This window comes from Kitasatospora sp. NPDC051914 (assembly GCF_040680995.1).
In the GTDB taxonomy this organism is placed as follows: Bacteria; Actinomycetota; Actinomycetes; order Streptomycetales; family Streptomycetaceae; genus Kitasatospora.
Map to the genome: position 1 here is coordinate 1 of NZ_JBFAXX010000008.1, position 20,136 is coordinate 20,136.

Below are 20,136 nucleotides of genomic sequence, written 5' to 3' on the forward strand. Positions count from 1 at the left end.
GCCAGGCGGTCCGCCGCACTGGTTTCGAAGGTAGGGACCCACCACCCACGAAACAAGGTTCGACCACAAACCAGCAGGTCAGGACACCGTTACCGCGGGTATCCGGCTTCGGAGAACCCCGAAGGCACGGGCCCGAGGACCGCCGGAGGCCCGCCGATGTGACCGGCGCCACCCGGATTCCGGCGTGAGGCGGGGCACATTGTCGGCGCTCGGTGAAGGCCCGCCGACACCCCGCGAGCATCCGGCACCCCGGTCGGCGCCTCCCGGATGGCCTGGGTCACACCGACTGCGCACGGTGGTGTTCCGGCTGCTCAGCGGTGCCGCGGCGGCCCTCCGGGCGGTGCTGCGGGGCTCCGTTCCGGGTCCGCCCTGTCAGTGGCGGGCCCTACCGTCCCGGCCATGGGCATCTACCTGGTCGACATCGGGACGGCGGACTGGTTCGGCAGCCACGAGGGCGGCTGGGCCGGGACCGCCACCGCACTGGACGCCGAACTCCTCCGGCGCGGCCTTCCCCCGTACCGCCCCGCACCCTCGGCGCCCGGCGTCGGCCCGCGCACCGGCACGGACTTCGAGGAGAAGATGAGCCCGCCCGTCGAGGGCTTCGTCCGACTGTGCGAGGCGCACCTCTCCCCCGCCGAGACCGCGGCGCTCCACGACTGGACGGTCCTGGTGCCCGTCCCCCTCGAAGCGCCCGTCACGCTGCCGATCGGCTGCGCCTTCGACGACGAGACCGTGATCGCCGGCGCCCCCGCCTCGCTCGCCGCCGCCGAGCGGCTGGCCGCGGCGATCGGGCTGCCGCCCGAGACCCCCACGGCGAGCAGCAACCTCCGGATCACCTCCTGGTTCCTGGACGGCCCGGCCGCCGCCCTGGCCGGGACCCGCCCGGGCCCGTGGAGCGAGGACCTGTCCGCCGCCTTCCACACCGCCGTCCACCTGCGCGCCGCCCAGTACGTGCTCCGCACCGGCCGCCCGATCACCTACTGCTGACCGGGCCCTCCCGGCGGGCCCACTCCTGCCGCGTCAGCGCGTACTCCACATCACCGTGCTCGGCACCCTCGATGTACTCCGGCCACTCCTCGAAGAACGTCCGGACGAGCACCAGCCCGGCCTTCTCCAGCACCCGGCGGGAGGCGGTGTTGACCGTCATCGTGGTGGCCACCACCCGCTCGGCCCCCAGGTCGCGGAAGGCCGAGCCGACCATCGCCCGCGCCCCCTCGGTGGCGAGTCCTCGCCCCCAGCAGGCGGGCCGCAGCCGGTAGCCGAGCTCCGTTCCGCCGGCCAGGCCGCGGCTGGCCGCCGGGCGCAGCGAGAACCACCCGAGGAAGCCGCCGGTCGACCTCGCGACCGCCGCGAAACAGCCCGCCCCGGCCGGGAGTTCGCGGTACTCGCGGAGCAGGGCGGGCAGCGTGTCGTGCTCCGTGACGGCGCGCGGGACGGGGCGGCCGTCGTCGATCCGGCGCATCACCCCGGGGTCGCCGTGCAGGGCCGCGAGGTCGTCGAGGTCGGCCTCGGTGAAGGGGCGGATCAGCATGCGCTCGGTCTCACGGTGGTTCGGCACCGTGCGATTCGACCACCGGCGCCGGGCCCGGGCAACCGGATTCCCCGCCCCTGCGGGACGTTCGCCCTCCGCAGATCCGGTGGCCGCGGGCCGGGCGCGCCGCCAGGATGCTGCCATGCAGCAGCCGGTCTTCGTCCTGGTCCACAGTCCGTCCGTCGGCCCGGCCACCTGGCGGCCGGTGGCCGGGCAACTGGCCGCGGCAGGGCGCCCGGTGCACGTCCCGTCGCTGCTGCACGTCGCCGAGGGCGGCCCGTTGTACTGGCCCCGGATCGTCGACGCGGTCCGCGACGGTCTCACGGGCGTCCCCGCCGATGTGCCGGTGGTCCTGGTGGCCCACAGCAATGCAGGCCTGTTCCTGCCGGTGATCCGGGCGGGCCTCGACCGTCCGGTCGCCGCCTCGGTCTTCGTCGACGCCGCGCTGCCGGCCCGGGTCGGGCCCACCCCGGTGGCCCCGCCCGAACGGCTGGACGTCCTGCGCACCATGGCCGTCGACGGCCGGCTCCCCCGCTGGACGGACTGGTGGGACGAGGGGACGTCGCCCCGATGTTCCCCGATCCGCAGCTGCGGCGGACGGTCACCGAGGAGCAGCCCGCACTGCCGCTCTCCTACTACGAGCAACGGATCCCCGTCCCCGCGGGCTGGGACGACCACCCGTGCTCCTACCTGCTGTTCGGCCCCCCGTACGAGGACGTGGCCGCCGAAGCACGCGACCGCGGCTGGCGGGTGGCGCACCTGCCCGGCGCCCATCTGCACCAGATCGTCGATCCGGCCGGCACGGCCCGGCTGGTCGTCGGGCTGGCCGCCGCCCGCCGACCCTGAACCGCCGGGACTCCGCTCAGGACGGACCCGGCGCCGCGGGCCGGGCCGGCGCGGCGGCCGCGACCGGGAGGAGCAGGGCGGTGACGTTGTCCTGGCCGCCGGCGGCCAGGGCGTGTTCCACCAGCGCGCGGGCGGCGGGCAGCAGGCCTCGCCCGGGGCGGGCGTCCGGCCGGGGGCCGGCCGCGTCCCGGAGTTCGCCGACGGTGGGCAGGTAGCGCGACAGTCCGTCCGTGCACAGCAGCAGCCTGCCGGGCACCGGCGGCCGGTAGCTGCGCACCCTCGGTACCGGCTCGCCCGCATCGGCGCCCAACCAGGCGGCAAGGACGCCGAGTTCGCCGCTGTCGTCCTCGGTGAGCGCCATCCCCGGACCCTCGTCGGGCAGCCAGTACGCCCGGCTGTCGCCGACCCAGGCGCTCCAGATGCCCTCCGGCCCGCTGATGCCCGCGACCAGGGTGCAGGCCGGGGCGGCGTCCGGTGAGGCGGCGAGCGCGCTCACCGCCCGGCCCGCGCGGACCACCGCCTCGGCGAGCGCGGTCTCCGGCAGGACGCCCTCCGCCAGCCGGGCGGCCAGCGCCGACGCCCCGACCTCGGCCGCCACCCGGGCCGCCCGTTCGGCCCGCGGCGCCATCGACACCCCGTCGCAGACCACCCCGATCGTCCAAGGCCCCACCCCGGTCAGCGCCATGGCGTCCGCGTTCACCCCGCGGTGCCTGCCGCGGTCGCACACCCCCGCGGCCCCGCCGTCCGCGACCAGCTCCACCCGCGACCTGAACTCCGGCTGCTGCGCACCGCAGTCCCAGCACCGGCCGTCGGGGGCGACCGTCCCCCCGCACTCCACGCACTCCGTCTCGGTCATCGGTGTCCCAGTCATCGCGGGCCATCCTGCCAGACGGCCGCGGAACCGTCCGACCGTCAGCGCGCCCCGGAACGACCCGCGTTGCCGCCTCAGCCGGCGGGCCGGGTGCCCTCGTGGGCGAGCAGGTGCTGCTTGGCGGGGAGGCCGCCCGCGTAGCCGGTGAGGGAGCCGTCGGCGCCGACCACGCGGTGGCAGGGCCGGACGATCAGCAGCGGGTTGGCCCCGATCGCGGCGCCGACCGCACGCATCGCGCCGGGCGAGCCGGCCGCCGCCGCGATCGCGGTGTAGGTCGTCGTGGTCCCGTACGGGACGGCGTCCAGGGCGGCCCACACCCGGCGTTGGAAGTCGGTGCCGCGGGGGGTGCACTCCACGTCGAAGCCGGTCGCCTCACCCGCGAAGTAGGCGCGCAGCTGGGCGGAGATCTCGCCGAAGGCCGTGTCGTCCCGCCGCCAGCCCTCCTGGACGACCGCACCGCGCTTCTGCCCCGGCAGCGACACCGAGGCCAGCGCAACGCCGCCCGCCGCGGTCGCCGACTCCTCCCCGACCAGCAGCAGCGCGCCGACCGGGCTGTCGACAGTGGTGTACAGCGTCATGTTCCCGTTCCTCTCCGATCCTCCCGGCAGCCCCGCACCCTGGGTGCATCCGGCCGCCGACCTCCACTGTGCCGTCTCCCCACCCCCGCCGACCGGCGGATTTCGGACACGGCACTCGGCGGCCACACCGAGGGGTCGGCCCCTTTACCCCGCGGGGAGTGTCTGCTCGGTCCAGATGGTCTTTCCGAAGGGCGTGTGCCGGGTCCCCCAGCCCTGGGTCAGCTGGGCGACCAGCAGGAGGCCGCGGCCGCCTTCGTCGAAGGTGCGGGCGCGCCGCAGGTGGGGGGCGGTGCTGCTCATGTCGGAGACCTCGCAGATGAGGCTGCTGTCGTGGATGAGCCGCAGTTCGATGGGCGGGCGCCCGTAGCGGATGGCGTTGGTGACCAGTTCGCTGACGACGAGTTCGGTGACGAAGGTGGCGGTGCCCAGCCCCCAGGCGGCGAGTTGCCGGGCGGCGAGCCGGCGGGCGTGGGAGACGGCGGCGGGGTCGGGGGGAACGTCCCAGGTGGCCACCTGGGAGGCGTCGAGGGCGCGGGTGCGGGCGAGCAGCAGGGCGATGTCGTCGGAGGGGGTCTCCGGGAGCAGCAGTTTCAGGATGTCGTCGCAGGTCTGCTCGAGGGAGGGCCCACCGCGGGCGAGCGCGCGGGTGAGCCGGTCGATGCCGTTGTCGACGTCGTGGTCGAGGGATTCGACCAGGCCGTCGGTGAAGAGGGCGAGGACGCTGCCCTCGGGCAGGTCGAGTTCGGCGGATTCGAAGGGCAGGCCGCCGAGTCCGAGCGGTGGCCCGGCGGGCAGTTCGGGGAAGTGGACGGCGCCGCCGGGGCGGACGACGGCCGGCCCGGGATGGCCGGCCCGGGCGAGGGTGCAGCGGCGGGCGACCGGGTCGTAGACGGCGTAGAGGCAGGTGGCGCCGATGTCGCTGGCCTCGCGGCCGCCGGCCTCGGCGGTGCGCGGGTCGGCCTCCCGGTCGAGCCGCAGGACGAGGTCGTCGAGGTGGGTGAGGAGTTCGTCGGGCGGGATGTCGACGTCGGCGAGGGTGCGGACGGCGGTGCGCAGCCGGCCCATGGTGGCGGAGGCCTGGATGCCGTGGCCGACGACGTCGCCGACGACGAGGGCGACGCGGGCACCGGAGAGCGGGATGACGTCGAACCAGTCGCCGCCGACGCCGGCCTGCGGGCCGGCCGGCAGGTAGCGGGAGGCGACCTCGACGGCGGCCTGCCGGGGGGCGCGGTGCGGCATCATGCTGCGCTGGAGGGCGAGGGCGGTGTTGCGTTCGAAGGTGTAGCGGCGGGCGTTGTCGATGCTGAGGGCGGCCCGGGCGGTGATCTCCTCGGCGAGGAGCAGGTCGTCGGCGTCGAAGTCCTGGTCGGTGCGGTGCCGGACGTAGAGGACTATGCCGAGGGTGGTGCCGCGGGCGAGCAGCGGGGCGACGATCATCGAGTGGCTGCCGGCCTCGGCGGCGCGCCGGGCCCGGAGGGGGTCGACGGCGAGCCAGCGCCGGACGTCGGGGTCGTCGATGTGGTGCCGTGAGGGCCGTCCGGTGACGAGGGCGCGGGACATCGGGGAGTCGGCGGGCAGGTGGTCGGTCTGGCCGTGCGGGACGGCGGACTCGGGGCAGCCCTCGAGGACGGACTGTTCGGCGGCCCGGCGGAAGACGGGCGGCCCGAGGGCGGGGTGCGGGCCGTGCTCGCTGCCGTGGAAGGCCTCGGTGCCGTGGAAGACGCCGTCGAGCAGGTCGACGCTGACGAAGTCGGCGAACCGCTCGGTGGCGACGTCGGCGAGTTCCTGGGCGGTGCGGGTGACGTCGAGGGTGGTGCCGATGCGGACGCCGGCCGCGCTGACGACGGCGAGCCGCTGCCGGGCCCGGTACTGGTCGGTGGTGTCGAGTCCGCCGATGGCGACGCCGCGGACGCCGCCGTCGGGGCTCTTGAGCGGGTAGAGGACGGTCGTCCAGGCCTGGGCGCCGGCCTCGCCGGGGGTGCGGACGAAGTTCTCGGCGCGGACGGTCTCGCCGGCGGTGAGGACGTGGCCCATCAGGTCGCGGAGCCGGTCGTGGGGCAGTCCGGAGCAGCGGCCGACGACGTCCGCCATGAGCCGGCCGAGGGGTTCGTCGACCTCGCCCATGATCCGCAGCACTTCGTCGTTGGCGCCGACCAGGCGGGTGTCCCGGTCGTAGACGCCGACGGCGATGGGCAGCTGGGCGAAGGCCCATTCGCGGAGCTGCTGCGCGCCGGCGGCGCCGTCGGCGGCCGCCGGGGAGGCGGTGACGGCCCAGGCGGGCGCGGTGCCGGCGGTGTGCAGGGGGGTGGCTCGGAGGTCGGCGTGGACGGTCCGGCCGTCGCGGTGGCGCAGGGCGATCCGGCCGCTCCACTCCGCGCCGTCCTCGATGCGGCTGCGGGCGGCGGGGGGCGGCGGTGCGGCGAGCAGGTCGGCGGCGGGGCGGCCGAGGACCTCGTCCGGGCGGTGGCCGAGCAGGTGCTGCGCGCCGGGGCTCCAGGCGGTCAGCACGCCGTCCGGGCCGACGACGGCCGCAGCCGTCCCCGCCGGGGAGGGATGCCAGCTCTCCGGTGCGTCGGCTGTTTCGTGCATCGATGCTCTTCCCGCCGTCGCCGAAGCCCCCGCCGGTCGTCCCCGCGGACCGGGCTTCCACGCGTGCACCCTCCAGCATGGCCCGTGGGCCGGTGGCGATCAACCGAGCGCCGGGCCGGGCGGCTACTCGTTGACCAGGACGGGCAGCGTGAGGACGGCCCCGCTCGGGGTGCCGGTGAGCTTCTCCGCGGGGACGGTGATGTCGATGCCGTCGCCGCTGGCGCGGGGGCCGTCGTGGCGGCCGGAGGACTCGTCCTCCTCCTGGTAGTGGAAGGCGCCGGTGCCGACGAGGGCGCCGTGCGCGTCGTAGAAGGCGGCGCGGAGTTCGAGGGCGAGGACGTCGCTGACGTCGGAGGTGACGGCGAGGTGGCCGGTGACGGCCCTGCCGCCGTCGAGCCGCAGGCCGGTGAGGCGGACGCGGTCGGTGAACGGGCCGTCCTCGATCCTGACCTCGCCGGGGCCGGGCGGTGCGCTCAGGACGGCGGCGGGGGCGGCGGCCCGCTTGGGGGCGGGCAGCGAGAGCGAGGGGACGGGGGCGGGCTGCGGGTCGGCGGCCGGTGCGCCGGAGCAGCCGGCGAGCGCGCCGAGCAGCAGTGCCGAGAGCAGGACGGCCGTGGCGGGGCGGACGGGCGGACGGGCCTTCATGGTGCTCCTGGGGTCGGCACGGCGGTGTCGGGTGTCGGTGGGGCGGGTGCCGGCGGGGCCGGGGGTGTCTTCCTCCCGGCCCCGCCGTGGGCCGCGCGCCGCGGGCCGGGGCCCTCGGCGCGAGGCCGTGCGGGTCAGTGCCGCGGTGCCTTGCGGAAGAGCGCGGCGTACATCTTGCCGTAGAGCTCGGTGTTGTCCTGGCTGGCGGCGAACCGCTGGCCGCCCGGGCCGTAGGCGAAGATCGGCACGTCGGCGCCGGTGTGGTTGCCCGACAGGTAGGTCAGCCAGAGGCTGGCGTCGGCGCTGCCGTCGGTGACGCCGGCCGGGTCGTCCGGGGTTCGGAACGTCGCCGGGGCGAAGTTCTTCGGGTCCTTGGCGCCGGCGCCGTTGACGATGCCGCTGGAGCGGGCCGGGTCCTTGGCGCCGCTGGTGGAACGGCTCGGGGTGCTGTTGTTGGCGGTGTTGCCGCCGTCGGTGTTGGCCGGCGGGGCGGCCGCCTCGGCGTTGGCGTAGGAGCCCTTCTCGATGATGTTGAAGCCGGCGCACTCGTGGTCGGCGGTGACGATCACGAGGGTGTGGCCGTCGCGCTTGGCGAAGTCCACGGCGGCGGCGACCGCGTCGTCGAAGGCCTTGACCTCGCCGAGGGTCTGCGCGGCGTCGTTGGCGTGCGAGCGCTTGTCGATCAGCGCGCCCTCGACCTGCAGGAAGAAGCCCTTGCGGTTGTTCTTGCCGAGCAGCGAGACGGCCTTGTTCGTCATCTCGGCGAGGGTGGGCTCCTGGCGCTGCGGGGCGTCGGCGGGCAGGCCGGCCTTGGCCTGCTCGACCGTCAGGTTGCCGCGGTTGAACAGGCCGACGACCTTGCGGCCCTTGGCGGCGGCGAGGTCGGCCTTGGTGGCGGCCTTCTGGCTGGCCGCGGTCTGCGCGGGCAGTGCCGGGTCGCCGAAGCTGCCGAGCACCTGGTAGCCCTGGGCCTGGAGCGCCTTCTGGTCGTCGGGCTCGAAGCGGGCGAGGCCGCCGCCGAGGACGACGTCGGCGGTGCCGTTGCGGGCGATCTGCTCGGCGATCGGGGTGATCAGCGTGCGGTCGGCCGGGGCGGACTCGTACGTGCCGTCGGCCTTCTTCGGGAGGCAGGCGGCGTCGGTGTAGACCGGGCCCTGGCAGCCGCGCAGCAGGGCGTGGCTGAACTGGGCGGCCGGGGTGGCGTCAGTGATCTCCGCGGTGGAGACGTTGCCGGTGGCGAAGCCGGCCGCCTTGGCCTGCTCCATCAGCGTGGCGACCTTCTTCTCGTACGCGTCGACGCCGATCGCCGCGTTGTAGGTCTTCACGCCGGAGGACCAGGCGGTGGCGGAGCTGGCCGAGTCGGTGACCAGGGCGGGACGGGTGCTGTCCTTCTCGACGGCGTACGTGGCGACGGCGCCGGTGAAGGGCAGCTTCTCCATGTTCAGCCGGCCGGCCGCGCCGTAGTAGCGCTCGCGGCCGGCGGTGACGTGCGTGCGGCCCATGCCGTCGCCGAGCAGGTAGATGACGTTGCGGATCTCCGCGTGCCGCTCGCTCTGCTCGGCCGGCTCGGAGTGGGCGGTGACCGCCGCACCGCCGACCAGGCTGCCCGAGAGTGCCAGCACGGTGGCGGCCTTCAAGGCCCTGCGCTGCATCAGGGTGTCTCCTCGACACATCGGCGCGCCCGGCGGGTTGCGGCCGTGGCGCACACCCGGGGATCGCCCGGGCGGTGTGAAGATAGGAGCACGAAGTGAATCGAATCCGCCGTGAACATGACGTACGGTCGAACATCTGACCCTGCATCAAGGGTCAACCCCCAGGGGCGCGGAACCGCCCCTGGGTGGTGCCCCCGGCGGTGTCCCTACGGGGTCTCCCCGCACAGGGCCTGGTGGTACAGCGCCGTCAGCGCCTCGTCGACGGGGTGCGGCTTGCCCGAGGAGTCCGGTGCGCCCCACCGCATGAGGTTGATCGCGACGGACATCCGGCGCCGGCCGTCGGCCCGGGTCAGGGACATCGTCCCGGCCCCCCAGACCGTGCCGTCGTGGCCCCAGAAGGTGCCGCACCCCGGGATGTCGACCCGGTGCAGCCCGAAACCGTACTGGACCGTCGTGCCGTCCAGGGCCAGGACCGGGATCGTCCGCTGCATCTGCTCCAGCGAGGACCGGCCGACGATCCCGCCGTCGAGCAGCCGGCCGTAGAAGCGGTTGAGGTCCTCCATGGTGGACACCAGTCCGGCCCCGGTCGTCACCCAGGACATGTCGTAGACGCTGTAGTCGCGCGGCGGGTCGAGCACGCCGAACAGCGCCTCGTACATCCGCGAGTGCGGCCCCTCGATGCGCGGCCCGGTCGGGAACCCGGTGTGCCTCAGGCCCGCGCGCTCGATGACGTTGCGGGTGATGTACTCCTCGGCCGGTGTGCCGGTCACCCGCTCCAGGAGTTGGCCGAGGAGCAGGTAGTTGGTGTTGGAGTACACCCCGGTCGGGCCGCCCGGTTCGCCGGTCGGCGGGGCGGAGAGCCCCAGCTCGATCAGTTCGGCGGGGCGGAAGTGCCGGAAGCGGTTCTCGTCCAGGCTGTCGGCGGAGACGGGCTGCGCCGTCAGGGACGGGAAGGCGTAGCGGATGTGGTCGGGGATGCCGCTGGTGTGGTTGAGCAGCATCCGGACGGTGATCCGCCTGCCGCGTTCTCCCGGCACCAGCTCCGGCAGGTAGTCGCCGATCGGCGCGTCGAGGCCGATCCGGCCCTGCTCGACCTGCTGCATGACCGCGGCGGCGGTGAAGGTCTTGGTGACACTGCCGACGCGGTGCCGCATGTCGGGCGTGACCGGGCGGCCCGTCCGGACGTCGGCGACCCCGGAGGCGCCGCGCCAGGTCCGGCCGGAGTCGCGCACCTCGGCGAACACCCCGGGGATTCCTGCGCGGTGGACACCGTCCAGCGCGGACTGCAGCGCCGCGCGGTCGGGAGCGGCCGGGCCGGTACTGCCGGCGGACACGGGCACGGCGGCCGCCGTGCCCGCGCAGAGACTCAGCGCGGCCGCGCTTCCGCACAGCACCATTCGGATCTTCAAGACGTCCGTCCTTTCAGGTCGGGGAGTACGGTCAACGGGTACGGCCGGGGGTTCGGGCCGGCACGGCTCAGTCGGCCAGCGCACGGCGCAGTACGGCACCGAGTTCGGCGTTCTGCCGCTGCGAGATCTCGGCGGAGAGGATCGCCTGCGACCCGTGGAAGGTGCCGGGCCACTGGTGCAGTTCGACCTGCACGCCCGACTGCAGCAGGCGCAGCCCGTAGCCGAGGGCCTCGTCGCGGTTCGGGTCGAACTCCGCGGTGGCGATGTAGGCCGGCGGCAGTCCGGACAGGTCGGCGGCCCGCGCGGGCGCGGCGTACGGGGTGGCGGGCCGGGAGCCCAGGTAGTGCCCCCACGAGGCGGTGACCTTGTCGCGGGTCATCCAGGGCGTGTCGGTGAAGTTCCGCTGCGACCAGGTCTCCTGCCGGTCGTCGAGCCCTGCCTGGTTGAGCAGTTGGAAGCGGATCGCCGGGCCCTGCTCGTCGCGCGTCCGCAGCGCCACCGCGGCCGTGAGTGCGGCACCGGCGCTGTGGCCGCCGACCGCGATGCGCTGCGGGTCGACGCCGAGCCCGGCCGCGTTGTCGGCCGTCCAGGCCAGTACGGCGCAGGCGTCGTCCAGGGCGGCCGGGTACGGGTGCTCGGGGGCCAGGCGGTAACCCACCGAGACCACCACCGCGCCGGAGGCCTGGGCGATCCGGGCGGCCCACGGGTGCTCGGTGTCCAGGCCGCCCATGACGAATCCGCCGCCGTGCAGCCAGACGACGGCGCCCTGCGCCCGGTGCGGACGGTAGATCCGCACCGGCACGTCCGGATCACCGGGCACCGTGCGGTCCTCGACCTCCAGGCCGGACGTGTCCGGTGCCGGCACCGCGGCGGCCAGCCCGGCGAAGCTCTTGCGGGCGGCGAGCGGGTCGGTGAGGTCCGACCGGGGGAACAGCGGGACGAATGCTTCGGGTTCGGGATCCATGCCGACCATCCTCACGGCCGCCCGCCCGCGGGTCAGCCGCCGTCCGTCGCTCGTCCCGCCCCGATCGCGCGACGATCGGCGCCCCGGACCGTCCGTCCGCCCTTCTATCCTTCTGCCATGGAGGCATTGGCCGTTCGGCTGTCGGGGCTCGATCCGTACGTCGACGGCGCGATCCGCATCGTCACGTTCTACGACACGCTGATGCGTCGCCGGGTGGACCTCCCGGCGCTCGCCCGCGCCTCGGCCGGCCTGGCCGAGTGCGTCGCCGGTGTCCGGCTGCACGGTACCGGACGGACGATCCGCGTCTCGCCCGCGGGCACCGAGGCGTCCGACCCGCCGTCACCCGCCACCGCCACGGCGCCGATCACCCTCGACGACGAGCAGATCGGCACGGTCTGGCTGGAACGCCCCGGCCCGCCCAGCCCGCTCGACGACGTGCTCCTCGACCGGCTCGCCATCGCCGCCGCGGCAGCCCTCGAACGGTACGGCCCGGCCCGCACCACCATGGCCGACCCCGCTCTCGTCGAACTGGTCGTCAGCTCCGACAGCGACGAGGCGGCCAGGGCCCGGGCGCTGCGCCTGCTGGGCTTCCCCGCCGACCGGCCGGTGCACGTCGCCGCGGTGCGCTCACGGACGCCGCTCGACCGGGTCGGCGCACTGGTCTGCCCGGCCCGCCCGGTGAAGGCCGCACCGCTGGCCGGCGTCGGCGTCGTCCTGGCCGCAGCCATCGACCCGGCACTGTTCCCGGCAGGCGTACGCGCGGGCATCGGCACCGCCGACAGTCCCGACCGCGCATGGCGGGAGGCCCGGGCCGCCCTCCGCTTCACCACCCCGCGCGAGCCCGTCGTCCGCCACGCCGATCTGGGTGCACTGGCGCTGCTGGCCGAGCTGCCGCGGGAGGTTCTGCAGGCCAACGCCGATGTGGTCGCGATCGCCCGGATCGCCGGGCAGCCGGACGACCTGGAGACGCTGGACACCTACTGCACCACCGGCTCCCTGCGCCGGGCCGCCGACCTGCTCCACCTGCACCACAGCAGCGTCGCCCGCCGCATCGACCACATCGGCCGGACCTTGGACATGGGCCTCACCGACCCCGCCGGCCTCACCCGCGCCAGACTCGCCCTCGCCGCCTGGCGACTGCTGGAATCGGCCCCCTGACGGGCAAACCCATCAGGGCGCGGGGTGGTCAGGGCACGACCCGCAGCCATCCTGCCCCGGCTCGCGTCACGCCGCCCGTCCCGGACGGCCGTCCGGGCGGGCATCGTCACACGAACGGCCCGAGGCGGGTGCGTGCGGAGCGGGCCGCGCGGACGGTGGGAGGGCAGCCCGACGCTGCCGGAAGGAGAGCGCGATGGGCGCCGTCTGCGAGAACCCGGCCGGGGCGCTGAAGAACGCGCCGTGGAAGGTCGACCCGGCGAACGGCGCGGGCGACCCCGGCCGGCGGCCGATCGTCGCCGACGCCAAGGCGGTGGAGGCCGGGGCGATCGTGCTGAACGTCCACTGCCCCGACAAGCTCGACGAGTTCCGCGACGAGCTCGACGACCTCGAGACCGCCAGGACCGTGAACACCTGACCCGACCGACGGCCGTGCCGCCCGCCCCGGGCGGCACGGCCGTCGCGCGAGACCCGGGAGCCCGCATGCCCGACCCCGCCGACGATCTCGCCGGACGGATCGCCGCCCTGATGCCCCGCGCCAGGACCGACCTCGCCGAGCTGGTCGCCATCCCCTCGGTCGCCGACCCGCGGCAGTACCCGCCGGAGCACTGCCGGCGGGCCGCCGAGTGGGTCGCCGCCTCGTTCACCGAGGCCGGACTGCGCGACGTCCACCTCGCCGAGACCCCGGACGGCAGCCACGCCGTGATCGGCCACCGCCCTCCCCCGCCGGGCGCCCCCACCGTGCTGCTGTACTGCCACTACGACGTGCAGCCGCCGATGGACGACGCCGCCTGGACCTCGCCGCCGTTCGAGCTCACCGAGCGCGGCGGCCGCTGGTACGGGCGCGGCGCCGCCGACTGCAAGGGCAACATCGTCATGCACCTCACCGCGCTGCGGGCGCTCGGCGAGGACGTCCCGGTCGGCCTCAAGTTCGTCGCCGAGGGCTCCGAGGAGCAGGGCACCGGCGGGCTGGAGGCGTACGTCCGGCAGCACACCGACGAGCTGCACGCCGACGCCCTGCTGATCTGCGACACCGGCAACGCGGCGGTCGGCGTGCCCACCGCCACCACCAGCCTGCGCGGCCTGGCCAGTGTGGTGGTCACCGTGCGGACGCTGGCCGGCGACATGCACTCCGGGATGTTCGGCGGGCCGGCCCCGGACGCCCTCGCCGCACTGATCCGCATCCTCGACTCGCTGCGCGACGCGAACGGCGGCACCCGGATCAAGGGCCTGGACGGCGACGGGATCTGGCCCGGCGTCGGCTACGACGAGCAGCAGTTCCGGGCGGACGCCGGCGTGCTGGACGGTGTGGCGCTGACCGGCTCCGGCACCGTCGCCGACCGGCTGTGGGCGCGGCCCGCGGTCACCGTCCTCGGCATCGACTGCCCGCCGGTGGTCGGCTCGGCCACCGCCGTCCCGGCCACCGCCCGTGCCCGGGTCAGTCTGCGGGTGCCGCCCGGCACCGACCCGTACGCCGCCCGCGACGCGCTCGCCGCCCACCTCCGGGAGGCCGCCCCCTGGGGCGCCCGGGTCGAGGTGGAGAGCGAGAGCACCGGCGCGCCGTTCCGCGCCGCCACCGACGGCCGGGCGTACGCGGCACTCGACCGCGCCATGCGGCAGGCCTACGGCCTGCCGATCTCCTACCTCGGCCAGGGCGGCTCCATCCCGCTGTGCAACGTCCTCGCGGACACCTACCGCGAGGCGGAGATCGTCCTGATGGGCGTCGAGGAGCCGCGCTGCCTCATCCACGCGCCGAACGAGAGCGTCGATCCGTCCGAGATCGAACGCATGGCCCTGGTCGAGGCGTTGTTCCTGCGGCACTACGCCGACCGTTCCTGACCGTCCGTCCGAGAGGCCGCACCCATGCCGAAGCCGTTCACCACCGAGGACTTCGTCCACCGGATGGCCCGCGCCGTCGAGTCCGCCGCCCTGGCCGGGCTGTCCGGCCTGGTCGTCACCCCGGGGCCCGACCTGGTCTACCTGACCGGCTACCGGCCGACGGCCGTGACGGAACGCGTCACCGCACTGCTGCTCGCCCCCGACCGCGAGCCCGTCCTGGTGGTGCCCCGGCTGGAGCGGCCGGACGCCGAGGCGGCCCCCGGCGCCGGAGCCGTCCGGTTCACCGACTGGACGGACGGCAGCGACCCGTACCGCGAGACCGTCGCCCCCGCCCTCGACCCCGAAGGCCGGTACGGCATCTCCGACTCCGCCTGGGCACTGCACCTGCTGGCCCTCCAGGAGGCCCTGCCGGGCAGCAGCTACACCTCGCTCACCCGGGCGCTGCCGATGCTGCGCGCCGTCAAGGACGCCGACGAACTGGAACGCCTGGCCGCGGCCGGCGGTGCCGCCGACGCCACCTACCGACGCATCCTGGAGGTCCCGTTCGCCGGGCGCACCGAGAACGAGGTCGCCGCCGACCTCGCCTCGCTGCTGCTCGAGTACGGCCACAGCCAGGTCGACTTCGCCGTGGTCGGCTCCGGGCCGAACGGCGCCAACCCGCACCACGAGGCCGACGACCGGGTCATCCGGGAGGGCGACACCGTCGTCCTCGACTTCGGCGGCCTCAAGGACGGCTACGGCTCCGACACCACCCGCACCGTGCACGTCGGCACGGACGCCCCGGCCGAGGTCCGGGAGGTGCACGAGGTGGTGCGGCACGCCCAGCAGAAGGCCTTCGAGGCCGTCCGTCCCGGCGTCGAGTGCCAGGAGATCGACCGGGTCGCCCGGGCGGTCATCACCGACGCCGGGTACGGCGAGTACTTCATCCACCGGACCGGCCACGGCATCGGGCTGACCACCCACGAACCGCCGTACATGGTCGAGGGCGAGCAGCAGCGCCTGGTGCCCGGGATGTGCTTCTCCATCGAACCGGGCATCTACCTGCCCGGCCGGTTCGGCGTACGGATCGAGGACATCGTCACGGTGACGGAGGCCGGCGGCCGCCGCTTCAACAACACCCCCCACGCCCTCGGCACCGTCGCCTGAGGGGCCGGCCGACAGGGGCGCCGGCGCCCCTACGGGTTGCCCTGCTGCGGCAGGTCGTCGGGGACGATGTCGTGGGCCGGGGCGAAGCGGGTCAGGTCGACGCGGCGGCGGGAGCCGGCCTGCATCGGCGGCACGATGCCGCGCTGCAGCTCGGAGCAGAGCACCACGACCTCCAGCCCGCGGGCATTCAGCCGGTGCACCACCGCGGCGAGTTCGGCGGGTGGTAACCGCAGGTCGAGCAGGACGACGTCGCCCGGCTGCAGGGCGTCCTCGGCCTCGTCCACGGACGGCGCTCCGACGGTGCACTCGAGGTCGTCCGCGGCGCCGACGACCTGGGCGAGGCCGCGCCGGAAGAGCGGGCAGTCGCCGATCACGGCGACACGGCTCGGTGGTGCGCTCATGGCGTGGTCCTCGGGATGCGACCGTCGTCGGGCCGCGGCCCGGGGCTCGCGGTCCGCACTCCTCCGGTCTTCGCCCCGCCGCTTCCTCCGGCACCCGGAGGGCGGAACCGGGATGTGGTGCGGTCCGCACCGGCCCGCGTGATCCTGGGGCTGTGGCACCGGCACGGCCGAGGAGGCGGGTTGCACGCGGAGGCTTCGGGCCCGGACGCCGCCGACGCCTCGATCGACCGGGCGGCGGCCGCCCTGGCCACCCACGGCGAGGAGCTGCTGCGGTACGTCCTGGAGGACGCCCCCGTCGGCCTCGCCGTCCTCGATCCGGAGCTCCGCTGGCAGTACGGCAATGCGGCCTTCTTCCGCACCGCCGGCCTCGCCCCCGGCGACCTGCTGGGCCTGCCCGCCGCCGACACGCCGCTGGCCGCCGCCGCACCCGCCCTGCGGGCCGTCCTCGGCGGAGGACCACCGCAGGAGCCCCCGGCCGGCCACCCCGCCGCGCCGGGGCTGCGGCTGCGCGCCCGGAGGCTGGAGATCCGCGGCCGGACGGCCGGGCTGGTGGTCGCCGCCCTCGGCCCCGGGAACGGTGACGGGCAGCGGGCTCCGCACGAACTGGAGCAGGCCCGCGCCCGGCTGGCCGTCCTGGACGCCGCCGCCGGCCGGATCGGCACCACCCTGGACGTCGACACCACCTGCGTGGAGCTCGCCGAGTTCACCGTGCCGGCCATGGCCGACGCGGCCGTCGTCGAGCTGCTGCCGCCGGACGCCGTCGAACGCGGCGCGCACAGCGGGACGCTGCGGCTGCACCGGGCCGCCGTGGTCTGCGCGCCGGCGCTGCGGCCGCACCTGGCGCCGCTCGCCAGGGCCGGCGAGTCCGTGCGCTACCCGCCCGGCTCCGCGGCGGCGCACAGCCTGCACACCGGGGCGCCCGTCCTCGTCCGGCCGTCCGACGGGCCGTGGCCGGGCTCCGCCGAGAAGGGCGCCCCGGAGGCGTACCGGGCAGCCGGTCTGGACACGATGCTGACCGTGCCGCTCACCGCCCGGGGCCGGACGCTCGGTGTGCTGACGCTGGCCCGCACCCGGGAGCCGGTCCGCCCGTTCACCGAGGACGACACCGTGCTGATCGGCGACCTGGCCGGCCGGGCCGCGGTCGGCGTCGACAACGCCCGCCGCTACACCCGCTCCCAGGGGATCGCGCTGCAGCTCCAGCAGGCGCTGCTCGCCGAGCCCGGCAACCCGCACCCCAATCTGGAGCTCGCCTCGCGCTATCTGCCCTCCGGCAGCAGCTCGGTGGTCGGCGGCGACTGGTACGAGACGGTCAGGCTGCCGTTCGGACGCACCCTGCTGGCGATGGGCGACGTCATGGGGCACGGCGTGGAGGCCGCCGTCGACATGAGCACGTACCGCTCGATGCTGCGCGACGTGGCCGGCATGGACCTGCCCCCGCACCGCATCCTGCGCCAGTTGGACACCCTGATCTCGGAGAACGAGTCCTCCCGTCCGGCGACCTGCCTGCTCGCCCTCGCCGACCCCGGCCGCAGCCGCTGGACGTTCTCCAGCGCCGGCCACCTGCCGCCGGCCCTCGTCCTGCCGGATGCGCCGACCGACCTGGTCGCGGTGCCCACCGGGCCGCCGCTGGGCACCGGGCTGGGCGGCTACGAGCAGCAGGCCCGCGAGCTGCTGCCCGAGCAGGTGCTGCTGCTGTACACGGACGGGCTGGTGGAGCGGCGCGGCGAGGACATCGACGTCTCGCTCGCCCGGCTGGCGGCGCTGCGGCTGCCGGCCGCCGGCGAGCTCGACGACCTGCTCGACGCGGTGCTGCACGCCCAGACGCCGCAGGCCGCGGAGGACGACGTCGCGCTGCTCGCCGCCCGGGTGCGCCGGCGGTGAGGACACGCCCTAAGGCACGACCTGCTCGGCCCAGATCACCTTGCCCTCGGCGGTGTAGCGCGTCCCCCAGCGCTCGGCGATCTGCGCCACCAGGAACAGGCCGCGGCCGCCCTCGTCGGTCGAGGAGGCCTGCCGAAGCCTCGGCGAGGTGCTGCTGCCGTCCGAGACCTCGCAGATCAGCGCCCGGTCGTAGAGCAGCCGGACGCCGATCGGGCCCGCGGCGTGCCGGATGGCGTTGGTGACGAGCTCGCTGAGGATCAGCTCGGTGCCGGGCTCCAGCAGATCCAGGCCCCAGCGCTGCAGCTGGGCGGTGGCGAAGGCCCGGCTCTCGGCGACGGCCGCCGGGTCGGCGGGCACCTCCCAGGAGGCGATCCGGTCGGCCGGCAGGGCGCGGGTACGGGCCACCAGCAGCGCCACGTCGTCCTCCGGGCGGTGCGGGAGCATGGCCTCCAGGACGACCCGGCAGGTCTCCTCCGGGCTGCGGTCGGGGTGCGAGAGCGCCTCGCGCAGCAGGTCGAGCCCGATGTCGATGTCCCGGGTCCTGGCCTCCACCAGCCCGTCCGTGTACAGCACCAGCTGGGCGCCCTCGGGGATCTCCAGCTCGGCGGTGGTGAAGGGCATGCCGCGCAGGCCCAGCGGCGGGCCGACCGGCGTGTCCGGGATCTCCACCGTGCCGTCCGGGTGGACGAGCACGGCCGGCAGGTGCCCGGCCCGGGCGAGCTGGCAGCGCCGGGAGGCCGGGTCGTAGATCGCGTACAGGCAGGTGGCGCCGATGATCGCGCCCTCCATGCCGCCCGCCGCCTCCTCCTGGTCGATCCGGCTCACCACGTCGTCCAGGTGGGTGAGCAGCTCGTCGGGGGCGAGGTCGAGGGCGGAGAAGTTGTGCACCGCGGTGCGCAGCCGGCCCATGGTGGCGGCCGCGTGCAGGCCGTGGCCGACGACGTCGCCGACGACCAGGGCGACCCGGGCGCCGGAGAGCGGGATGACGTCGAACCAGTCGCCGCCGACTCCGGCGTGGGCCGGCAGGTAGCGGTAGGCGGCGTCCACCGCGTCCTGCTCGGGCAGGCCGCGCGGCAGCAGGCTCTGCTGCAGGGTGACGGCCATCGGGTGGCTGCCGGTGATGGCGGCGGTGATCTGCTCCTGGGTGCTGTACTTCGCCTCGAACACGCCGTTGTTGCGGCCGAGCCGGAGCACGGCCACCCGGTCGGCGACGGCCTGCACGTCGTCGAGGTTGTGGCTGATCATGATCACTGCGTGGCCCTGCTCGCGCAGCCGCCGGATCAGGTCGAGCGCCTGCGAGCTCTGCTCCAGGCCGAGCGCGGCGGTCGGCTCGTCGAGCATCACCAGGTGCGGGCGGCCGATCAGCGAGCGGGCGATCGCCACCGCCTGGCGCTGGCCGCCGGAGAGCGACAGGACGGGGATGCGCACGCTGGGCAGCCGCACCGCGAGCCGGTTGAGCAGGGCGAGCGAGCGCTTCTCCATCTCCACCTCGCGGAGCAGGCCGTAGCGGCGCAGCTCGCGGCCCAGGTAGAGGTTGGCGACGACGTCGAGGCTGTCGCAGAGCGCGAGGTCCTGGTAGACGGTGGCGATGCCGAGCCGCTGGGCGTCCCGGGGACGGCGCAGCTCGACCGGGCGCCCGTCCCACTCGATGGTGCCCGAGTCGGGCGGGCTGACCCCGGCGATGGTCTTGATCACGGTGGACTTGCCGGCGCCGTTGTCGCCCACCAGGGCGAGCACCTCGCCCCGGTCGACCTGCAGATCGATGCTGCTGAGCGCCTGCACCGTGCCGAACCGCTTGGAGATCCCGCGCAGCGACAACAGCGGCACGCGGGCCACGCGGCCACCTCCTCGTCCCCGATCCGTCGGCTGTGGCACGAGTCTGCCGCCTGGCCGGGCCCGGGTGTGTCACCAACGCGCTGCGACACCGGGATACCCCGCACGGCGGGTGCGGCCGTCGGGGTGCCCGCGGGCCGGTCGGGGACCAGCGGTTGCAGGGGTCGCGGAGAGGGTTCACGGTGTTACACGGTGCGCCCGAGCCCGCGCATCCCGCGCAGCGCGCCGCGTCCACGCCGAGCCCGCCGCGAGATCCCCTGTTTCCCCTGCGGAGGCCCGCCATGGCCGAAACTCCGTGCCCTGTCGCCTTCTTCGACATCGGGAACACCCTCGCCCGCGTGAGGGTGTCCCCGGACGGCCAGGACATCACCGACCTCACCCCCTTCCCGGACGTGCCCGCGGTGCTCGAGGCGCTGCGCGGCCGGAACGTCCGACTCGGCATCCTCTCCGACCGCGGCCCCGTCCCGGCCGACCGGATCGAAGCGGCCCTGGAGCGGGCCGGGCTGCTCGCCTTCTTCGAGGAACCGCTGATCCGCTTCGGCCGGAAGGACTCCGCCCTGGTGTTCCAGCAGGCCGCTCCGGTGGAGCGAGGTCGCGGAGCCGGTGGCCGTCGAGGAGTGGACCACCCGGACCAACCTGCGCTTCCTGGAGCTCTCCGTCCGTACCGGCGCCGACGCGGCCGCCGACGTGCAGGCGCAGCTGGCGCGGGCGCTGCTCGCCGGGAACGTCCCGCTGCCGCAGTTCGGGCAGACCAAGACCCGGGCCGTGCTGATCGCGCTCGCCGCCTGCCCGTAGC

At 75.2% G+C, this 20,136-nt stretch carries 17 protein-coding genes and 2 pseudogenes; 8 read left to right on the forward strand and 11 right to left on the reverse strand.

Features of this window, described 5'->3' with window-relative positions:
- Positions 1-399: 399 nt before the first annotated feature.
- Positions 400-987 carry a hypothetical protein gene (locus tag AB0M03_RS07460; protein ID WP_363489469.1) on the forward strand — a complete coding sequence of 196 codons (588 nt, stop codon included), beginning with the start codon at positions 400-402 and terminating at the stop codon, positions 985-987.
- Here AB0M03_RS07460 and AB0M03_RS07465 read toward each other — a convergent pair.
- Positions 974-1,558: a GNAT family N-acetyltransferase gene (locus AB0M03_RS07465; RefSeq protein ID WP_363489471.1), complete on the reverse strand. Its 585-nt coding sequence runs from the start codon at positions 1,556-1,558 to the stop codon at positions 974-976. The genes AB0M03_RS07460 and AB0M03_RS07465 overlap by 14 nt on opposite strands.
- A 519-nt stretch (positions 1,559-2,077) precedes the next feature.
- On the opposite strand from AB0M03_RS07465, the gene AB0M03_RS07470 reads away from it, so the two are divergent.
- Entirely contained in the window at positions 2,078-2,377 is a 300-nt protein-coding gene (locus AB0M03_RS07470; RefSeq protein ID WP_363489473.1) for a hypothetical protein, read from the forward strand.
- Between the two features lie 16 nt (positions 2,378-2,393).
- Here the strand turns inward: AB0M03_RS07470 and AB0M03_RS07475 are convergent, their stop codons facing one another.
- The 7 genes from AB0M03_RS07475 to AB0M03_RS07505 form a co-directional block, all read right to left on the reverse strand.
- Positions 2,394-3,248: a protein phosphatase 2C domain-containing protein gene (locus AB0M03_RS07475; RefSeq protein ID WP_363489475.1), complete on the reverse strand. Its 855-nt coding sequence runs from the start codon at positions 3,246-3,248 to the stop codon at positions 2,394-2,396.
- 74 nt (positions 3,249-3,322) lie between these two features.
- A complete protein-coding gene (locus tag AB0M03_RS07480) occupies positions 3,323-3,826 on the reverse strand; it encodes a methylated-DNA--[protein]-cysteine S-methyltransferase (RefSeq protein ID WP_363489477.1) in 504 nt (167 codons plus the stop codon).
- A gap of 144 nt (positions 3,827-3,970) precedes the next feature.
- The gene (locus AB0M03_RS07485; RefSeq protein WP_363489479.1) at positions 3,971-6,415 is read right to left on the reverse strand and encodes a SpoIIE family protein phosphatase; all 2,445 of its coding nucleotides are present in this window, start codon (positions 6,413-6,415) and stop codon (positions 3,971-3,973) included.
- A 123-nt stretch (positions 6,416-6,538) separates the two neighbouring features.
- Positions 6,539-7,060 (reverse strand): hypothetical protein, encoded by a 522-nt coding sequence (locus AB0M03_RS07490; protein WP_363489481.1) that lies wholly within the window; start codon positions 7,058-7,060, stop codon positions 6,539-6,541.
- 134 nt (positions 7,061-7,194) lie between these two features.
- On the reverse strand, positions 7,195-8,712 hold the full coding sequence (locus AB0M03_RS07495) for an alkaline phosphatase (RefSeq protein ID WP_363489483.1): 1,518 nt from the start codon (positions 8,710-8,712) through the stop codon (positions 7,195-7,197).
- Positions 8,713-8,918: 206 nt separating this feature from the next.
- Positions 8,919-10,121, reverse strand: a complete 1,203-nt coding sequence (locus AB0M03_RS07500; protein WP_363489485.1) for a serine hydrolase domain-containing protein — start codon at positions 10,119-10,121, stop codon at positions 8,919-8,921.
- A 67-nt stretch (positions 10,122-10,188) separates the two neighbouring features.
- A complete protein-coding gene (locus AB0M03_RS07505; RefSeq protein WP_363489487.1) occupies positions 10,189-11,085 on the reverse strand; it encodes an alpha/beta hydrolase in 897 nt (298 codons plus the stop codon).
- A gap of 117 nt (positions 11,086-11,202) precedes the next feature.
- Between AB0M03_RS07505 and AB0M03_RS07510 the strand changes: the two genes are divergently transcribed.
- The 4 genes from AB0M03_RS07510 to AB0M03_RS07525 all read left to right on the forward strand — a co-directional run bounded on the left by AB0M03_RS07510 (position 11,203) and on the right by AB0M03_RS07525 (position 15,225).
- Positions 11,203-12,243, forward strand: a complete 1,041-nt coding sequence (locus AB0M03_RS07510) for a helix-turn-helix domain-containing protein (RefSeq protein WP_363489489.1) — start codon at positions 11,203-11,205, stop codon at positions 12,241-12,243.
- Positions 12,244-12,436: 193 nt separating this feature from the next.
- The gene (locus AB0M03_RS07515; protein ID WP_363489491.1) at positions 12,437-12,658 is read left to right on the forward strand and encodes a hypothetical protein; all 222 of its coding nucleotides are present in this window, start codon (positions 12,437-12,439) and stop codon (positions 12,656-12,658) included.
- Between the two features lie 65 nt (positions 12,659-12,723).
- A complete protein-coding gene (locus AB0M03_RS07520; RefSeq protein ID WP_363489493.1) occupies positions 12,724-14,079 on the forward strand; it encodes a dipeptidase in 1,356 nt (451 codons plus the stop codon).
- 24 nt (positions 14,080-14,103) lie between these two features.
- Complete coding sequence (locus AB0M03_RS07525; RefSeq protein ID WP_363489495.1) at positions 14,104-15,225, forward strand: aminopeptidase P family protein; 1,122 nt, start codon at positions 14,104-14,106, stop codon at positions 15,223-15,225.
- 29 nt (positions 15,226-15,254) lie between these two features.
- Here the strand turns inward: AB0M03_RS07525 and AB0M03_RS07530 are convergent, their stop codons facing one another.
- The gene (locus tag AB0M03_RS07530) at positions 15,255-15,626 is read right to left on the reverse strand and encodes a hypothetical protein (RefSeq protein ID WP_363489497.1); all 372 of its coding nucleotides are present in this window, start codon (positions 15,624-15,626) and stop codon (positions 15,255-15,257) included.
- Positions 15,627-15,806: 180 nt separating this feature from the next.
- On the opposite strand from AB0M03_RS07530, the gene AB0M03_RS07535 reads away from it, so the two are divergent.
- Positions 15,807-17,507 carry a SpoIIE family protein phosphatase gene (locus AB0M03_RS07535; protein ID WP_363489499.1) on the forward strand — a complete coding sequence of 567 codons (1,701 nt, stop codon included), beginning with the start codon at positions 15,807-15,809 and terminating at the stop codon, positions 17,505-17,507.
- A 9-nt stretch (positions 17,508-17,516) separates the two neighbouring features.
- Here the strand turns inward: AB0M03_RS07535 and AB0M03_RS07540 are convergent.
- Both AB0M03_RS07540 and AB0M03_RS07545 read right to left on the reverse strand, forming a co-directional pair.
- Positions 17,517-18,611 (reverse strand): annotated as a pseudogene (locus tag AB0M03_RS07540) (ATP-binding SpoIIE family protein phosphatase); the annotation flags it as partial.
- 228 nt (positions 18,612-18,839) lie between these two features.
- Positions 18,840-19,382, reverse strand: a pseudogene (locus tag AB0M03_RS07545) (ATP-binding cassette domain-containing protein); the annotation flags it as partial.
- Positions 19,383-19,943: 561 nt separating this feature from the next.
- Here AB0M03_RS07545 and AB0M03_RS07550 point away from each other — a divergent pair.
- Positions 19,944-20,135 carry a hypothetical protein gene (locus AB0M03_RS07550; RefSeq protein ID WP_363489501.1) on the forward strand — a complete coding sequence of 64 codons (192 nt, stop codon included), beginning with the start codon at positions 19,944-19,946 and terminating at the stop codon, positions 20,133-20,135.
- Position 20,136: the final 1 nt, after the last annotated feature.